Below are 14,814 nucleotides of genomic sequence, written 5' to 3'. Positions count from 1 at the left end.
AGGAGGGTCCGGGCCGCCTCAGGCGGTGCCGCGGATGATGATCTGCGCCAGTTCCTCCGGCCGCAGGGCGCCGGCGGGGGTGGCGACGGGACGGTCCGCGACCTTCCTTCCGCCCTTCAGCACCACCACCCGCTGTGCCACCGCCACCACATCGCCCATGGCGTGGCTGACCAGGATGACGGTGCGACCCTCGGCATGCAGGCGGCGGATCAGGTCCAGCACCTGGGCTGTCTCCTTCACGCCGAGCGCGGCGGTGGGTTCGTCCATGATGATGATGCGGGCGTCCCAGCGCAGCGCCCGGCAGATGGCGACCGCCTGGCGCTGCCCGCCCGACAGCCGCTCCACCGGCGTGTCCATGTCGCTGATGTCGACCGCCAGCCGCGCCAGATAGCCCCGGCTGGCCTCCGCCATGCGCCGCTTGTCGAGCAGCCCGAGCGGCGGCCGGGTGAGCTCCGACCCCAGAAAAACATTCTGCCAGATGGACAGACGCGGGGCGACGGCGAGGTCCTGGTAGATGGTGGCGACGCCGCGCCGCAGCGCGTCCTGCGGCCCGCGGAACTGCGTCGCATCGCCATCGAGCGCCATGGTCCCTTCGCTGGGCGCCTGCGCGCCCGCGAGAATCTTCACCAGGCTGGACTTGCCGGCGCCGTTGTCGCCGCAGAGCGCCAGCACCTCGCCCTCCGTCACATCGAGGTCGATGCCGGACAGCGCCTGCACCGCGCCGTAGCGCATGCCGATGCCGCGGAGGGAGAGCAGTGCCATCGGGCTACAGGAACTGGCGGACGTTGTTGCCATCCACCAGCAGGGAATCGAGGAAGAGGTAGGGGCCGGAGGCCATGGCGCCCTTGGCCTCGCCCTTCAGAACGATGCGGTCCACCGCCTCCACCGCCTTGTTGCCCATCTCCTCGAAGGGGATGGTGACGGTGGCCATCAGCGTGCTCTCGGGGTCGGCGATGCGGCGATAGGTCTCGGCGCCGCCGTCGATCGAGACGAACTTGATGTCGCCCTTCTTCACGCCGCGCGCCTGCAGCAGGTCGTCGATGACGAAGGCCTGGCCGTCGAAGCTGGCCCAGATGCCCTGGGTATTGGCGGCATGGCGCAGCAGCAGCCCCGAAAAACCCTGGCGGACGTCGTCGCGCCAGGAGGCGGTGCGCGCCATGGTGTGCGTGGCGAGCACGCGGACGCCGGTATTCTCCGACAGCACGGCATCCAGCACCTTGCCGCGGATGCGGGTGCCGACATTGCCCTCGAAGCGCTGGGTCAGGATATTGCCCTGGTAGCCGAGCGCGCCGAGCAGCCACAGCGCCGCATCGGCGCCCACCTTGTATTCGTTCACCTGGATGTCGAAGACGGTGTGCGGCGAGGCGCCGGCCATGATGGTGATGACGGGGATGCCCGCCGCCTTGGCGCGCTGGAACTGCGCCTCCGCCTCCACCGGCTTGCCCATGGCGACGATGATGGCCTTGGGGCGGCGCTGGATGAGGGTGTCGAGCTGCTCGGCATGGCGGGGCAGGGCGCCTTCGCTGTTCAGCACGGTGGCGGTCCAGCCCTTGGCGCGGGCGGCGGCGGCGGCGGCATTGGCGGCGCGGGCATGGGTCTCGCTGCTCATCTGGAAGCCGATGATGGCGATGTCCGTGCCGGCCTGGGCGAGGGCGGGCGCGGCCACCAGGCTGGCGCCGGCCAGCAACAGGCCGCGGCGGTTGATCTCGGTCATGGTCACTTCCCCGTCCGGAAATTCAGCTTCTTCACGAAGGGCGCACGGCCCATGCCGGCGGCCGAGAGGGCCACGGAGGCCAGGATGATCGCGCCCAGTACGATGTCCTGCCAGTAGTATTCGGCGCCCAGCAGCACGAGCCCATTGCCCAGCACCTTGAGCGTCAGCGCCGCAAACAGCGTGCCCGGGATATTCGGCCGCCCCGGCTCGAACATGCACATGCCCAGCAGCACGGCGGCGATGGCGTAGAGAAAATGGTCGTTCGCCATGCCCGGCGCGGCGGAGGAGAGGGAGGAGGCCAGCAGCACCGCCGTCAGCCCCGCGCAGGCGCCGGCCAGCGTCAGCGCCAGGCGCTTCATGGACAGGGTGCGGATGCCGGCGAGCCGCGCCGCCTCATCGGCCTCCCCGGTCGCCACCAGATGCGCGCCGAGCCGCGTCCATTTCACCAGCACCCAGGCGGCGAGCCCGACGCCGGCGAGCCACCAGACCAGGTTGGGCAGGCCGAGCCAGCTGCCGCGCGCCAGGCCGGTGAAGCTGGTGGGCCAGCGCCCGACGAAGGCGACGCCGGCGGTCAGCATGAAGCCGAGGCCCTTGGCGATGGCGGCGGTGCCGAGCGTGGCGATCAAGGAGGGCACCCGGAACACCGTCACGGCGATGCCATTGGCCGCGCCGCAGGCGGTGCCCACGGCCAGCCCGGCGCAGATGGCGATCCAGGGCGCCTGCCCGCCATGCACGAGCGCGCCGGTGACCACCGCGGCGAGGGAGGCCACCTCGGCGACCGAGAGGTCGATCTCGGCGGTGACCAGCGCCAGGGTGAAGCCGATGGCCAGGATGCCCAGGAAGGCGGTTTCCTTGAAGACCACGGCCAGGTTGCCAGCCGTCAGGAAGACCGGCGAGGCCAGGGCGAAGCCGCAGAACAGCAGTGCGCCGGCAAGTGCCGCGCCATAGCGTGTGAAAAAGCCGCCCATTCCACCCCCAGGATCCGCCGCCATCCTCGGCTGCGGGCCGCGTGCGTCAAGCCAGGGCGCGCGAGATGGGCGCGACGGCGGCCTCCGCGGCCTGGAAGATGGCGTGCAGTCGCGTGGCCTCCGCATGTCGCGCCGGATCGGGCAGCAGGCGTGCGGCGGGGCGAGCGAGCTGGTCCTGCATGGCGATGAGACCCGTTCCCTTGATGGCGGAAAAAGCGACGATGGCGCAGCCGAGCAGGCCGGGTTCCGGCGTGGCGGAGAGCAGCACGGGCCGGCCGAGCACATCGGCGCGCAGCTGCGCCCAGCCCGGCGTGGCGCCGCCGCCGCCCAGATGCAGCGCCACCGCCTGGCGGCCCGCCGCGGCCTCGGCGCGCTCCAGCACCGTGCGGTTGTTGAAGGCGATGCCCTGCATCACGGCACGCGCCAGGTCGGCCGCGCTGTGGTCGCGGCGAAGCCCCAAAAAGGCGCCGCGCAGGTCGGGGTCCCAATGCGGCACGCGCTCCCCGGCCAGCGTCGGCAGAAACAGCACCGGGATGGGGTCTTGGGGCGGCGGGTCGCCGCGGCCGACCTCCACGCCCAGGCTGGCCAGCCAGGCCAGGGCATCGGCGCCGTGCTGGCTGGGGCCGCCGATCTGGAACAGCCCGTCCCAATCCACCGTCAGCAGCCCCGGCGCGACGGCGGGGCTGTGGTGCAGCAGGCCCAGCACCTCCGTGGTGCCGGAGATGCCATAGGCGTGGCCCTCCCGCAGCGCGCCGAGGCCGGCGACGGCGGCCCAGGTGTCATGCGCCATGGCCATCACCGGGATGGGCCCCAGGCCGGGCAGGGCATCGGGGCGCAGCGGGCCCAGGATGGCGCCCGGCGGCAGCAGCGGCGGCAGCAGGCTCTCCGCCAGGCCGAGCCGGGGCAGCAGCGGCGCGGCGGCGGCCAGGCGGGCCGCGGAAATCCGGTCCGAGGCGAGGCGGCCGGTCAGCCGCAGGTTGAGAAAATCCTTCGGCTCCAGGATCGCGGTGGTGCGCGCCAGCGCCGACGGCGCGACCTGGCGCAGCCAGGCCAGCCGGGCCAGCGGGTGGAAGGCATTCACCTGCGGAAGCTCCGGATGGTCCGGCGGCAGCAGCGCCAGCAGTGCGGGCAGGGTCTCGGCGGCCCTTCCATCGCCGAAGAGCAGCGCCGGATGGGTGGGGTCGCCCGCCGCATCCACCGGCACCAGGCTGCGGGTGATGGCGCTGATGGCGATGGCGGCGGTGCGGGCGAAGGCCGCGCCATCCTGCCGGCGCAGCGCGGCTGCGGCCTGGCGCAGCGCCTGCCACCAGTGCTCGGCATCGGCTTCCGCGCCCAGGCGCTGCTGTTTGTCATGCCGCGCGAGGAGGCTGCCGTCGCGCCCCACCAGCGCGACGCGCAGCGAGGAACCGCCGAGATCGACGGCAAGGATGCAGGAGTCGGGCATGGCGGCGCGACCTTCGGCCGCGGGCGGGCGCGGCGCAAGTTGGGCTGCGCGCGCGAAAGGACAATGGCCCACTGAACGAGCTGTGTGCACCAAATCATGCCAATATGTACCGCATTTGAAGATGGATTTTTCATCCACCCGTTGATCGGTGCGGTTCCCTGCACTGCCCGGCTGCTCTAGGATTTCGCCATGACGGACCCTGCCCCCCCGGGCCTCGCGGCGCTGGAAGCGCAGCTGGCCCGCGACCTCGCCCTGCTGAACCTGCCGCCCAAAGCCTGGGTGCCGGAGCCGCCAACCGGGGTGCTGGATGTGGTGGTGCTGGGCGGCGGCCTTTCGGGGCTTTGTGCCGCCGCCGCGCTGCGCCTCCTGGGCATCGAGCGCCTGCTGGTGCTGGACCGCGCGCCGGCGGGGCAGGAGGGGCCCTGGGTGACCACGGCCCGCATGCGCACCCTGCGCACGGCGAAGGAGGTGGCGGGGCCGGCGCTGGGCATTCCCTCCCTCACCTTCCGGGCCTGGTTCGAGGCACAGTTCGGCGCCGAGGCCTGGGCCGCCATGGGCCGCATCCCGCGCGGCCAGTGGATGGACTACATGGTCTGGTACCGCCGCGTGCTGGACCTGCCGGTGCGCAACGGCGTGGAGGTGGTGGATATCGAGCCCGACCATGGCGGGCTGGTGCGGCTGACCCTGGCCGAGGGCGCGGCGGTGCTGGCGCGGCGTCTGGTGCTGGCCACCGGCATCGATGGCCTCGGCGGCGCCGGCGTGCCGGCGGTGGTGCGCGACCTGCCGCGCCAGTTCTGGGCGCATTCCTCGGATGAGATCGACATGGCGGCCCTGGCCGGCAAGCGCGTCGGCGTGGTCGGCGCCGGCGCCTCCGCCATGGACAATGCGGCGAGCGCGCTGGAGGCCGGGGCGGCTTCCGTCGACCTGCTGATCCGCCGCGCCGAGATGCCGCGCGTCGACAAGTTCACCGGCATCGGCAGCAGGGGCATGTCGCACGGCTTTTTGGGGCTGCCGATGGAAGACAAGTGGCGCTTCTTCCGCCTGGCCAATGCCGCGCAGTTGCCGGCGCCGCGGCCGAGCGTGCTGCGCGTGTCGCGGCACGCGAATGCGCGCTTCCACTTCGCCAGCCCGATCCTGTCCGCGCGTGAGCAGGAGGGCGCGCTGCGCGTCCAAACGCCGCGCTTCGCGCTGACGCTCGATTTCCTGATCCTCGCCACCGGCTTCGACATCGACCCGGCGCGCCGGCCGGAGCTGCGCCGCATCGCGCCATACATCCGCCGCTGGTCGGACAGCTACACGCCGTCGGCGGAGGAGGCCGATGCCATGCTCGGCACCTCGCCCGATCTCGGCCCCGGCTTCGAGTTCCAGCAGCGTACACCGGGCGCCTGTCCTGGGCTGGAGCGGGTCGCCTGCTTCGCCTTTCCGGCGGTGCTGACGCATGGCAAGCTGACCAGCGGCATCCCCTCCGTCAGCGATGGTGCGCGGCGGCTGGCGGAGGCCATGGCGCGCAGCCTCTTCGTCGAGGATCGCGCGAAGATCTATGCGAAGTTCGCGGCCTATGACACGCCGGAACTGCTCGGCGACGAATGGACGCCATTTGCCGGAAAGATCGATGATGCAGCCGCCTGAGATCCTCGCCTTCTTCGGCATCTCCTCGCCATGGGCCTATTTCGGCGCGCCGCGGCTCTATGAGATCGCGCGCCGACATGGCGCGAAGCTGGTGCTGCGGCCGATCAAGGTGATCGAGGCGAATGGCGGCATTCCGCTGCGCACGCGGGCGCAGGCGCGGCAGGATTATCACGCGCTGGAGCTCGATCGTTGGCGCAAGTTTCTGGGCATGGCGCTGCAGCTGACGCCAAAATTCTATCCCTGCCGGACCATCGAGACGGCGGCGCAGGCGGTGATCGCGGTGCAGGAGGCGGGGCTGGACGCGCAGGGCTTCTGCTTCGCCGTGCAGCGCGCCCTCTGGGCCGAGGATCGCGACATTGCAGACCTGAACACGCTGCGCGAGATCGCGCGCGCGACGCTGGGCGAGGCAGGCGTGGCCCTGATGCGCGAACCGGCGCTGCCGCAGCATGTCGCGGCGTGGCAGGCCAACCTCGCCGAGGCCGAATCCCGAAAGATCTTCGGGACGCCGACCTATGTGTTCCGCGATGAGCTGTTCTGGGGCCAGGACCGGCTGGACTTCCTCGACCGGGCGCTCTCCGCATGACAGGGCTGGCGCACGAAAATCCGGAGATCATGGCGCGGGCCGCGGCGCTGCATGCGCGGGCCGTGGTCTTCGACGGACTTTCGACCTGCAACTGGTCGCGCACCATCTTCTCCGAGATGGCGACGGGTGGCGTCACCGCGGTGAATGCGGCTTCCGTGCTCTGGGAGGATCTGCGCGGCGGGCTGGACAACATCCTCGCCTGGCGGCGGATGCTGGAGGAGAATGCCGACCTTCTGCGGCCTGTGAAGACAGTGGCGGATATTCATGCGGCGAAGGCGGAAGGCCGCACCGGCATCAGCATCGGCTGGCAGAACACCTCGCCCATCGAGGACCGGCTGCAGGATATCGGTCTGTTCAAGGATCTCGGCGTCGGGATCATGCAGCTGACCTACAACACCCAGAACTACTCGGGCGCCGGCTATCTCGAGCTGAACGATTCCGGCCTGACCGGATTCGGGCGCGAGGTGGTGCATGAGATGAACCGCGCCGGCGTGCTGTGTGACCTCTCGCATGTCGGCGAGAAGACGGCCTTCGACACTATCGAGACCTCCCACCAGCCGGTCTGCATCAGCCATGTGCTGCCGCGCGCGCTGCATGATGTGGCGCGCAACAAGACCGATGCGCTGATGGCCGCCTGCGCCGCGCGCGGCGGGCTGATCGGGATCAGCCTGTTCTCGCCAGGCCTGGCGCGCGGCAATGACTCCACCGTCGAGGACTATCTCGACGCCATGGCGCATGTGATCGCGCTGGTGGGCGAGGATCATGTCGGCCTCGGCTGCGACTTCAGCCTGGACCATCCGCGGCCCGGCCCCTACCAGGTCTATGCCAGCCGCGACAAAGGCCATGCGCGGGAACTGACCGAATACGCCAATGCGAAGATCAGCAAGCCGCTCGGCATCCGCCGCATCCACGAGATGCCCCATATCACCGCGGCGATGGTGCGGCGCGGATGGTCGGAGGAGACCATCCTGAAGCTGCTCGGCGGCAACTGGCTGCGGCTGCTGGAGCGCGTCTGGGGCGGCTAGCCTTGCGTGTCGAAACAGCCCTCCACGCCGCGCGGCAGCGCGAATTTCTGGATGCGTTGGCTCGGCGTGCGCGGGAAGCTCGGCACCACCGCCAGGTAGCGCGGGCGCTGGTAGCGGGCGAGGCGCGGCGTCAGCCAGGCGCTGACCTCGGCGAGGTCCAGCACCGCGCCCTCCCGCGGCTGCAGGAACAGCTTGATCTCCTGCTCGCCGATCTCGGCGGCGACGCCGATCATGGCGCAATCCGCGACGGCGGGATGCTGGGCGGCCACCGCCTCCACCTCCCAGGCCGAGACATTCTCGCCCCGCACCCGCACGCTGTCCGTCATCCGCCCGTGGAAGAACAGATTGCCGGCGGCATCGAGGCTGCCGGAATCGCCAGTGTGCAGGGCGCCGTCGCGCAGCGCCCTGGCGGTGGCTTCCGGGTTGTCGAGATAGCCCTGGGTCAGCGCCAGCGGTTCGCGCGCGTGCACCACGATCTCGCCGCGCGCACCCGGCGGCAGCACGCGGCCCTCGGCGTCCTGGATGGACAGTTCGAACCAGGGCATGGCGCGGCCGACGGAGCCCGGCACGCCATCGGCATTGAAGCTGGAGAAGGAAGACGCCTCCGTCATGCCATAACATTCGCGCAAGGTGACGCCGAAGCGCGCCTGCACCTGCGGCCACAGCTCCGCCGGGCAGCCGCCGCCCCAGGCGATGCGGACCCGATGCGCGCGCTCCTGCGGCGCCGGATCCTGCTTCAGCAGGATCTGCAGGATGCCGCCGAGATAGTGGATATGCGTCGCACCGGCCGCGATCACCTGGCCCCAGAAGGCGCTGGCGCTGAAGCGCGGCACCAGGTGCAGCACGACGCGCTTCAGCAGCGGCGCCACCAGCATCTGCGCGCCGCCGATGTGGTGCAGCGGCTCCCACATGAAGAACACGTCGCCGTCGCGCGCATCCGCCACCCGCATCACGCCCTCGCCCGCCAGCCGCAGCATGCGGTGGGAGACGCGCACGCCCTTGGGCGGGCCGGTGGTGCCGGAGGTGGTGCAGATGGCGAAATCCTCGGCGGGTTCGGGCGGTGCCTCGTCGAAGCGCGAAGCCGGCGCCTCCGCAAACAGCTCGTCGAGCGAGGCATGCCCCTCCGCCACGATCAGCCTCGGCTGCGTCAGCGCCAGGATGTGGCGCAGCCCGTCGCCGACCAGGGCCGGGTTCAGCGGTACCCAGACGAGGCCGGCCTTGGCCATGGCATAGGCGAGGACCAGCGAGTCCAGCGCATTCGGCAGCACCGCCGCCACCCGGTCCCCGCGTGCCAGGCCGCGCGCCCGCAGCGCCTGCGCCAGCGCATCACTGCCGGCATCCAGCGCCGCGAGCGTCAGCGAGGCCTCGCTGGTGCGTGCGAAGACGCGATCCGGCTCCACCGCCACCGCACGGCGCAGCAGCTCGCAAAAACCCTCGGCCACTTTGATGCCGCCCCCTTTGCCGCTATCCCCGGGGTAACGCCGCGCCGCCTGGGGATCAACATGTCCGAGACCGCCGAAGACCACGTCCTGGCCACGACAGAGGATGGCATCCGCCTCATCACCCTGAACCGTCCCCGCCGCCTGAATGCCTGGGATGCGCCGATGCGCGCGCGGCTGCTGGAACTGCTCTCCGACGCCGCGATGGATGCCGATGTGCAGGCGGTGGTGCTGACCGGCGCCGGCGACCGCGCCTTCTGCGCCGGCCAGGACCTGAACGAGGGCAAGAATTTCGACGGCGATCGCGCCGAGGGCTGGATCGCGGAGTGGCGCGCGCTCTACGGCGCGATCCGTGCATTTGAAAAACCGCTGGTCTGTGCGCTGAACGGCCTGGCCGCGGGCTCCGCCTTCCAGGTGGCGCTGCTCTGCGACATCCGCGTCGGCCATGCGGGGTCCAGAATGGGCCAGCCGGAGATCAATTCTGGCATCGTCAGCGCCACCGGCTTCTGGATCATCCGCGAGATGCTGGGCCTGTCGCGCGCCACCGAGATGGTGCTGACGGGGCGGATGGTGGCGGCGGAGGAATGCCACCGCCTGGGCCTGCTGCACCACCTGGTGCCGGCAACCGAGGTGCGCGCCACGGCCCTGCGCACCGCGGCGGAGCTGGCGGCCAAGCCGAAGCTTGCCTTCCGCCTGAACAAGCAGCGCTTCCGCGAGGTGACGCAGCGCGGCTTCGACGAGACCTTTGACGCCGCCCGCCGCCTGCACCGGGAGGCCTTCAGCGACGGCGAATCGCAACAGGTGATGCAGCGCTTCCTGGACCGTTCGCAGGGCCAGTCCTAGGCTGCACCGACCGACCGGGAGCCCGCCCATGCGCCGCCTGCCCCTGCTGCTCGCCAGCCTCGCCCTCGCCTGGCCCGCCATGGCGCAGGAGGCGCGGATCGCGATCCAGACCGAGACCTCCTCGCTCGATCCGCACTTCGCGCTGGTCGGCGCCAACCAGGCCGTGGCGCGCCACATCTTCGAGGCGCTGGTCGGCTCCGACCGCGACCTGAAGCCTGTGCCCGGCCTCACCGAATTCTCCAACCCGGAACCGGATGTCTGGGAATTCCGCATCCGCCCCGATGCGCGCTTCCACGACGGCAGCCCGGTGACGGCGGAGGATCTGCGCTTCTCGCTGGAACGCATGCCGCGCGTGCCGAACAGCCCGGCGCCCTTCATCCGCCTGGCCGGCAGCGTGACGGCGATCGAGGTGGTGGACCAGCACACGATCCGGCTGCGCTCGCGCGGCCCCGATCCCTCCATCCCGCTGAATGCGATGAGCGCCTGGATCGTCTCCGCCCGCGTCGCGGCCGATGCGACGACGGCAGATTTCAACAGCGGCCGCGCCACCATCGGCTCCGGCCCCTGGCGCTTCGTGGAATGGCAGCGCGGCCAGGCGCTGCGGCTGGCGCGCAACGACGACTATTGGGGCGAGAAGCCGGCCTTCGCCACCGCCACACTCCGCCCGGTGGCGAATGACACGGCGCGCATGGCCGCGCTGCTGGCTGGCGATGCCGATCTGATCGAGGCTGTGCCGCCCGGCGAGATCGCGCGGCTGCGGGCGCGGCCGGAGCTGCGCGTCACCGCCTCCCCCTCCTCGCGCATGATCTATATCGGGCTGGACCAGGCGAACGATCCCTCGCCTTTCGTCACGGCGCGGGATGGCAGCGCGCTGGCCGCCAATCCGCTGAAGGATGTGCGGGTGCGCCAGGCGCTGTCGCTCGGCATCAACCGCGCTGCCATCGTGGAGCGCGTGCTGGCCGGCGCGGCGCGGCCGACCGGGCAGTTGGCGGTGCGGGGCCAGCTGGGTTTCGACCCGGACCTGCCGGTGCCGGAGTTCGACGTGGCGCAGGCGCGGCGCCTGCTGGCGGAGGCGGCTTTTCCAAATGGCTTCCGCATCACGCTGCATTCGCCCAACAATCGTTATGTCGAGGATGACAAGACGGCGCAGGCGGTGGCCCAGTTCTGGGCGCGGATCGGGCTGGATGCGCGGGTCGAGGTAATGCCCTCCAACGTCTTCTTCACTCGCGCCGGGCGGCGCGAATTTTCGGCGTTTCTGATCGGCTTCGGCCATACCACGGGCGATGCCTGGCTCGGCATGTCGCAGGTGCTGCAAAGCTACGATGCGCAGCGCGGCATCGGCGGGCTGAACCGTGGGCGCTATGCCAGCGCCGGCTTCGATGCGGCGATGGATGCGGCGCGCGGGGTGGTGGATGGCGCGCGGCGCGATGCGCTGCTGCGCCAGGCGCAGCAGATCGCGGCGCGGGAGGTGGGCATCATCCCGCTGCACTTCCCCGACAATGTCTGGGCGCATCGCGCGGCCTTCACCTATGCCGGCGGCGTCGAGGAAAGCACGCTGGCGCATCACCTGGCGCCGGTGCGCTGATGCGCTGCATCGAAGCCATGGTGCCCTGCCGCGATGGCGTGCGGCTGGCCACCGATGCCTGGCTGCCGGACGGCGAAGGCCCCTGGCCCGTCATCCTGGAGCGCACCCCCTATGGCAAGCGTGAGGTTTCGCGCTCCGAACGCACCGCGGCGGACCCGAAGCCGCAGCCGCGTGAAGCGATCGCGGCCTACTTCGTCCAGCACGGCTATGTCGTGGTCTACCAGGACTGCCGCGGCCGCTACGGCAGCGAGGGTGAGTTCGTCAAATATCTTTCCGACGGCGAGGACGGCTACGACTGCTGCGCCTGGATCATGGCTCAGCCCTGGTGCAATGGCCGCATCGGCACGATGGGGCTCAGCTATGCCGCGCATACCCAGGCCTCGCTGGGCTGCCTCGATCCGCCGGGTCTGGCCGTGCAGATCCTGGATTCGGGCGGCTTCTCCGATGCCTGGCAGGGCGGCATCCGACGCGGCGGCGCCTTCGAGCTGAAGCAGGCGAGCTGGGCCTTCAACCAGGCGCTGCTGGCGCCGGAGACCAAGGCCGACCCCGTCCGCGCCGCGGCACTGGCGGCGGAGGATCTGGTGGAATGGTTCCACCGCTTCCCCTGGAAGCGCGGCCATTCGCCCGTGCGCCACGCGCCGGATTACGAGGACTACCTGTTCGAGCAATGGGAACACGGCGCGCGCGACGAATTCTGGCAGCGCCTCGGCATTTTTGCGCGCGGCTGGCATGACCGCTACGCGCCGGTGCCCACCGTCCACATGTCCTCCTGGTACGACCCCTATCCGCGCACGGCCACGGAAAACTACTGCGGGCTGCGCGATGCGGGGCGCGGCCGGCCGAGCCTGATCCTCGGCCCCTGGACGCATGGCAATCGCAGCCAGACGGCTTTCGGCGAGGTGGAATTCGGCTCCGACGCCACCATCGATTCCTGGGCCGGCGACTGGCGCGCCTTCCGACTGCGCGTCTTCGACCGCTGGCTGAAGGATGTGCGGAACGGGGTGGAGGCGGAGCCGCCGGTGCGCGTCTTCGTCATGGGCGGCGGCAGCGGGCGGCGCACGGAGAAGGGGCTGCTGGACCATGGCGGGCGCTGGCGCAACGGGGCCGACTGGCCGCTGCCCGGCACGCGCATCGTCCCCTACCACCTGCATGGCGATGGCGGCCTGGCGGAGGCGACGCCGGCTGCGAATGCCGCGCCGCTGTCCTGGGATTCCGATCCGCGCCATCCCGTTCCCACCATCGGCGGGGCCATCACCTCGATGGAGCCCGTCATCACCGGCGGGCCGATGGACCAGCGGGAGCGGGAGGGCCACTTCGGCTGCCGCCCGCCCTTCCTGCCGCTCGCCTCCCGCGCCGATGTGCTGGTCTTCCAGACCCCGCCGCTGGACCACGATTTGGAGGTGATCGGCCCGGTCACCGCGGAGCTCTGGATCGCCACCGATGCGCCGGATACGGACATCACCGCCAAGCTGATCGACGTGCATCCGGCCAGCGCGGACTATCCGCAGGGCTTTGCCATGAACCTCTGCGAGGGCATCCTGCGCTGCCGCTACCGCGACGACCCGGCCCAGCCGTCCTGGATGCCGCATCGCGAACCGACGGCCATCACGGTGGAGCTGTTTCCCACGGCGAACCGCTTCCTGGCCGGGCACCGGATCCGCCTGGATATCGCCGCCAGCGAATTCCCGCATTACGACGTGAACCCGCAGACCGGGGAGAAGGAGGGCGCGGCGCGGCGGATGCGGCTGGCGGTGAACACGCTGTTCTGCGATGCCGACCACCCCTCCCGCCTGCTGCTGCCCCTGGCGCCGCCCGACGACGGGTGATGCCCAGCGGCGGGCGCCGCGATGCGCTGGACAGAATGCCGGCGCCCTGGGCATCCTCCGCCCCTGCCAAGACAGGGAACCAAGGCACAATGATCTTCACCCGCAATCGCGCCGCCTTGTTCGGCGCGCTGGCGCTGGGCGCCTGGCTGGCCGGGGCGCCGATGGCGCCGGCCCAGGCCACCACCTTCACCTGGGCCACCGCCAACGACATCCTCGGCCTGGACCCGCACGCCAACAACCACGGCGTGACCAATACGATGAAGTCCAACGTCTATGAGCCGCTGGTGCGGCGCGAGCCGGACGGGTCGCTCTCGCCCTCCCTGGCCGAGCGCTGGGAGATGACCTCCCCCACCACCTGGCGCTTCCATCTGCGCCGTGGCGTGAAGTTCCATGGCGGCGAGCCCTTCACCGCGGCCGATGTGGTGCATGCGGCGGAGCGGGTGCGGCAGAACGACATGGCCTATGTCGTGCAGTCCGTCACCGCGGTGCGCGCGATCGACGACCATACGGTGGAATTCGAGACGCGCGGGCCGAACCCGATCCTGCTGCAGGACCTGACGCTGTTCTTCATCACCTCGAAGGCCTGGATCGAGGCGAACAACGCCATGGCCGTGGCGCGCGCCGGCCAGCCGGGCGCCACCAGCACCTTCGTGCAGCTGAACGCCAATGGCACCGGCCCCTTCCGGGTGACGGAGCGCCTGGCGGATGAGCGCACGGTGCTGGTGCCGAACCCGGATTGGTGGGACCGCGCGCAGCACGGCATCACCCGCGCCGTCTTCCGCCCCGTCGCCAGCGCGCCGACCCGCGTCGCCGCGATCCTGTCGCGCGAGCTCGATGCGATGTACCACGTGCCGTTGCAGGATGTGCAGCGCGTGTCGCAGACCCAGGGCATCCGCCTGATCCAGGGCCCCACCGCGCGCAGCATCTACTTCGCCTTCGACGTGAACCGCGCCGAGAACCTGGATGCGCCCGGCACGCCGAACCCGCTGCGCGACGTGCGCGTGCGCCGCGCCATGTACCAGGCGATCGACATGGGCACGATCACCCGCGTGATCCTGCGTAATTCCACCGTCGCCGCCGGCCTGCCGGTGGGCACGGCGATCAGCGGCTTCGTCGAGCAGTACAACCAGCGCCTGCCCTTCGATGCCGCGGCCGCGCGGCGCCTGCTGGCGGAGGCCGGCTACCCGAACGGCTTCCCCATCACGCTGAGCTGCCCGAACAACCGCTATGTGAATGACGAGGCGATCTGCCAGGCGGCCGTCGGCATGCTGCAGCGCGTCGGCATCCAGGCGCGGCTGGACGCGATTCCCTTCACCCGCTTCCTGCAGCGCGGCGCGAACAAGGAATACATGTTCTACATGCTGGGCTGGACGCCCGGGAACTTCGACATCACCAATCCCGGTCGCGAGCTGCTGGGCGAAGGCTCCTTCAACTGGGGAGGTTTCGCGGACGAACGGATGGCCACGCTGCTGACCCAGATCCAGGTGGAGACGGACCAGGCGAAGCGGCAGGAGCTGGCGGGCCAGTACTGGGCGCGCTTCCAGGAACTGCTGCCGATGATCCCGCTGCACCAGGAGCCGCAGATTTTTGCCGTGCGCGACACCGTCGCGGAACTGCCGCTGCGGGCGAATGAGGATCTGGAACTGCGCCACGTCCGCATGCGCCGCTGATCCGGCACGCACCACGGGAAAGGCCCGCACCCGCGAGGGGCGGGCCTTTCTGCTGCCTGTTTCGCCTGTTTCGCGGCCTGGATCTTCC

General features: G+C 70.7%; 12 protein-coding genes. 7 read left to right on the top strand and 5 right to left on the bottom strand.

The window, feature by feature from the left end:
• Nucleotides 1-18: 18 nt before the first annotated feature.
• Genes J3S20_RS21490 through J3S20_RS21475 form a run of 4 tightly spaced genes read right to left on the bottom strand, consistent with a single transcriptional unit; the run spans nucleotide 19 to nucleotide 4,126 of the window.
• Complete coding sequence (locus J3S20_RS21490) at nucleotides 19-762, bottom strand: ATP-binding cassette domain-containing protein (protein WP_216838610.1); 744 nt, start codon at nucleotides 760-762, stop codon at nucleotides 19-21.
• Between the two features lie 4 nt (nucleotides 763-766).
• A complete protein-coding gene (locus tag J3S20_RS21485; protein WP_216838609.1) occupies nucleotides 767-1,714 on the bottom strand; it encodes a sugar ABC transporter substrate-binding protein in 948 nt (315 codons plus the stop codon).
• Nucleotides 1,715-1,716: 2 nt separating this feature from the next.
• On the bottom strand, nucleotides 1,717-2,682 hold the full coding sequence (locus tag J3S20_RS21480) for an ABC transporter permease (protein ID WP_216838608.1): 966 nt from the start codon (nucleotides 2,680-2,682) through the stop codon (nucleotides 1,717-1,719).
• 46 nt (nucleotides 2,683-2,728) lie between these two features.
• Entirely contained in the window at nucleotides 2,729-4,126 is a 1,398-nt protein-coding gene (locus J3S20_RS21475; protein WP_216838607.1) for a xylulokinase, read from the bottom strand.
• Nucleotides 4,127-4,315: 189 nt separating this feature from the next.
• Between J3S20_RS21475 and J3S20_RS21470 the strand changes: the two genes are divergently transcribed.
• The 3 genes from J3S20_RS21470 to J3S20_RS21460 are packed head-to-tail and all read left to right on the top strand — an operon-like array spanning nucleotide 4,316 to nucleotide 7,363.
• Nucleotides 4,316-5,755 (top strand): NAD(P)-binding domain-containing protein, encoded by a 1,440-nt coding sequence (locus J3S20_RS21470; protein ID WP_216838606.1) that lies wholly within the window; start codon nucleotides 4,316-4,318, stop codon nucleotides 5,753-5,755.
• Nucleotides 5,739-6,338 carry a 2-hydroxychromene-2-carboxylate isomerase gene (locus J3S20_RS21465; RefSeq protein WP_216838605.1) on the top strand — a complete coding sequence of 200 codons (600 nt, stop codon included), beginning with the start codon at nucleotides 5,739-5,741 and terminating at the stop codon, nucleotides 6,336-6,338. The genes J3S20_RS21470 and J3S20_RS21465 overlap by 17 nt, the downstream gene beginning before the upstream one ends.
• Nucleotides 6,335-7,363 (top strand): membrane dipeptidase, encoded by a 1,029-nt coding sequence (locus tag J3S20_RS21460; protein ID WP_246603138.1) that lies wholly within the window; start codon nucleotides 6,335-6,337, stop codon nucleotides 7,361-7,363. The genes J3S20_RS21465 and J3S20_RS21460 overlap by 4 nt, the downstream gene beginning before the upstream one ends.
• Here the strand turns inward: J3S20_RS21460 and J3S20_RS21455 are convergent.
• Nucleotides 7,360-8,805, bottom strand: coding sequence for a class I adenylate-forming enzyme family protein (locus J3S20_RS21455; RefSeq protein ID WP_343215273.1), 1,446 nt, complete (start codon nucleotides 8,803-8,805; stop codon nucleotides 7,360-7,362). The genes J3S20_RS21460 and J3S20_RS21455 overlap by 4 nt on opposite strands.
• Nucleotides 8,806-8,865: 60 nt before the next feature.
• Between J3S20_RS21455 and J3S20_RS21450 the strand changes: the two genes are divergently transcribed.
• The 4 genes from J3S20_RS21450 to J3S20_RS21435 all read left to right on the top strand — a co-directional run bounded on the left by J3S20_RS21450 (nucleotide 8,866) and on the right by J3S20_RS21435 (nucleotide 14,726).
• Nucleotides 8,866-9,645, top strand: coding sequence for an enoyl-CoA hydratase/isomerase family protein (locus J3S20_RS21450; protein WP_216838604.1), 780 nt, complete (start codon nucleotides 8,866-8,868; stop codon nucleotides 9,643-9,645).
• Between the two features lie 28 nt (nucleotides 9,646-9,673).
• Nucleotides 9,674-11,230, top strand: a complete 1,557-nt coding sequence (locus J3S20_RS21445) for an ABC transporter substrate-binding protein (RefSeq protein WP_216838603.1) — start codon at nucleotides 9,674-9,676, stop codon at nucleotides 11,228-11,230.
• The gene (locus tag J3S20_RS21440; protein ID WP_216838602.1) at nucleotides 11,230-13,056 is read left to right on the top strand and encodes a CocE/NonD family hydrolase; all 1,827 of its coding nucleotides are present in this window, start codon (nucleotides 11,230-11,232) and stop codon (nucleotides 13,054-13,056) included. The genes J3S20_RS21445 and J3S20_RS21440 overlap by 1 nt, the downstream gene beginning before the upstream one ends.
• An 89-nt stretch (nucleotides 13,057-13,145) precedes the next feature.
• Nucleotides 13,146-14,726 carry an ABC transporter substrate-binding protein gene (locus J3S20_RS21435; RefSeq protein WP_216838601.1) on the top strand — a complete coding sequence of 527 codons (1,581 nt, stop codon included), beginning with the start codon at nucleotides 13,146-13,148 and terminating at the stop codon, nucleotides 14,724-14,726.
• Nucleotides 14,727-14,814 lie beyond the last annotated feature (88 nt).

It is taken from the genome of Falsiroseomonas tokyonensis (assembly GCF_019024325.1).
GTDB classification, from domain to species: domain Bacteria; phylum Pseudomonadota; class Alphaproteobacteria; order Acetobacterales; family Acetobacteraceae; genus Falsiroseomonas; species Falsiroseomonas tokyonensis.
The sequence above is the reverse complement of the archived record's forward strand: the minus strand, read 5'-3'. Positions and strand labels throughout refer to the sequence as shown.

Excerpts from the sequence above, each read along its gene's own strand:
- J3S20_RS21445 (WP_216838603.1), top strand. The coding sequence starts at position 9,674 with ATGCGCCGCCTGCCCCTGCTGCTCGCCAGCCTCGCCCTCGCCTGGCCC.
- J3S20_RS21435 (WP_216838601.1), top strand. The coding sequence starts at position 13,146 with ATGATCTTCACCCGCAATCGCGCCGCCTTGTTCGGCGCGCTGGCGCTG.
- J3S20_RS21475 (WP_216838607.1), bottom strand. The coding sequence starts at position 4,126 with ATGCCCGACTCCTGCATCCTTGCCGTCGATCTCGGCGGTTCCTCGCTG.
- J3S20_RS21450 (WP_216838604.1), top strand. The coding sequence starts at position 8,866 with ATGTCCGAGACCGCCGAAGACCACGTCCTGGCCACGACAGAGGATGGC.
- J3S20_RS21440 (WP_216838602.1), top strand. The coding sequence starts at position 11,230 with ATGCGCTGCATCGAAGCCATGGTGCCCTGCCGCGATGGCGTGCGGCTG.
- J3S20_RS21470 (WP_216838606.1), top strand. The coding sequence starts at position 4,316 with ATGACGGACCCTGCCCCCCCGGGCCTCGCGGCGCTGGAAGCGCAGCTG.
- J3S20_RS21490 (WP_216838610.1), bottom strand. The coding sequence starts at position 762 with ATGGCACTGCTCTCCCTCCGCGGCATCGGCATGCGCTACGGCGCGGTG.
- J3S20_RS21480 (WP_216838608.1), bottom strand. The coding sequence starts at position 2,682 with ATGGGCGGCTTTTTCACACGCTATGGCGCGGCACTTGCCGGCGCACTG.
- J3S20_RS21460 (WP_246603138.1), top strand. The coding sequence starts at position 6,335 with ATGACAGGGCTGGCGCACGAAAATCCGGAGATCATGGCGCGGGCCGCG.
- J3S20_RS21465 (WP_216838605.1), top strand. The coding sequence starts at position 5,739 with ATGATGCAGCCGCCTGAGATCCTCGCCTTCTTCGGCATCTCCTCGCCA.
- J3S20_RS21485 (WP_216838609.1), bottom strand. The coding sequence starts at position 1,714 with ATGACCGAGATCAACCGCCGCGGCCTGTTGCTGGCCGGCGCCAGCCTG.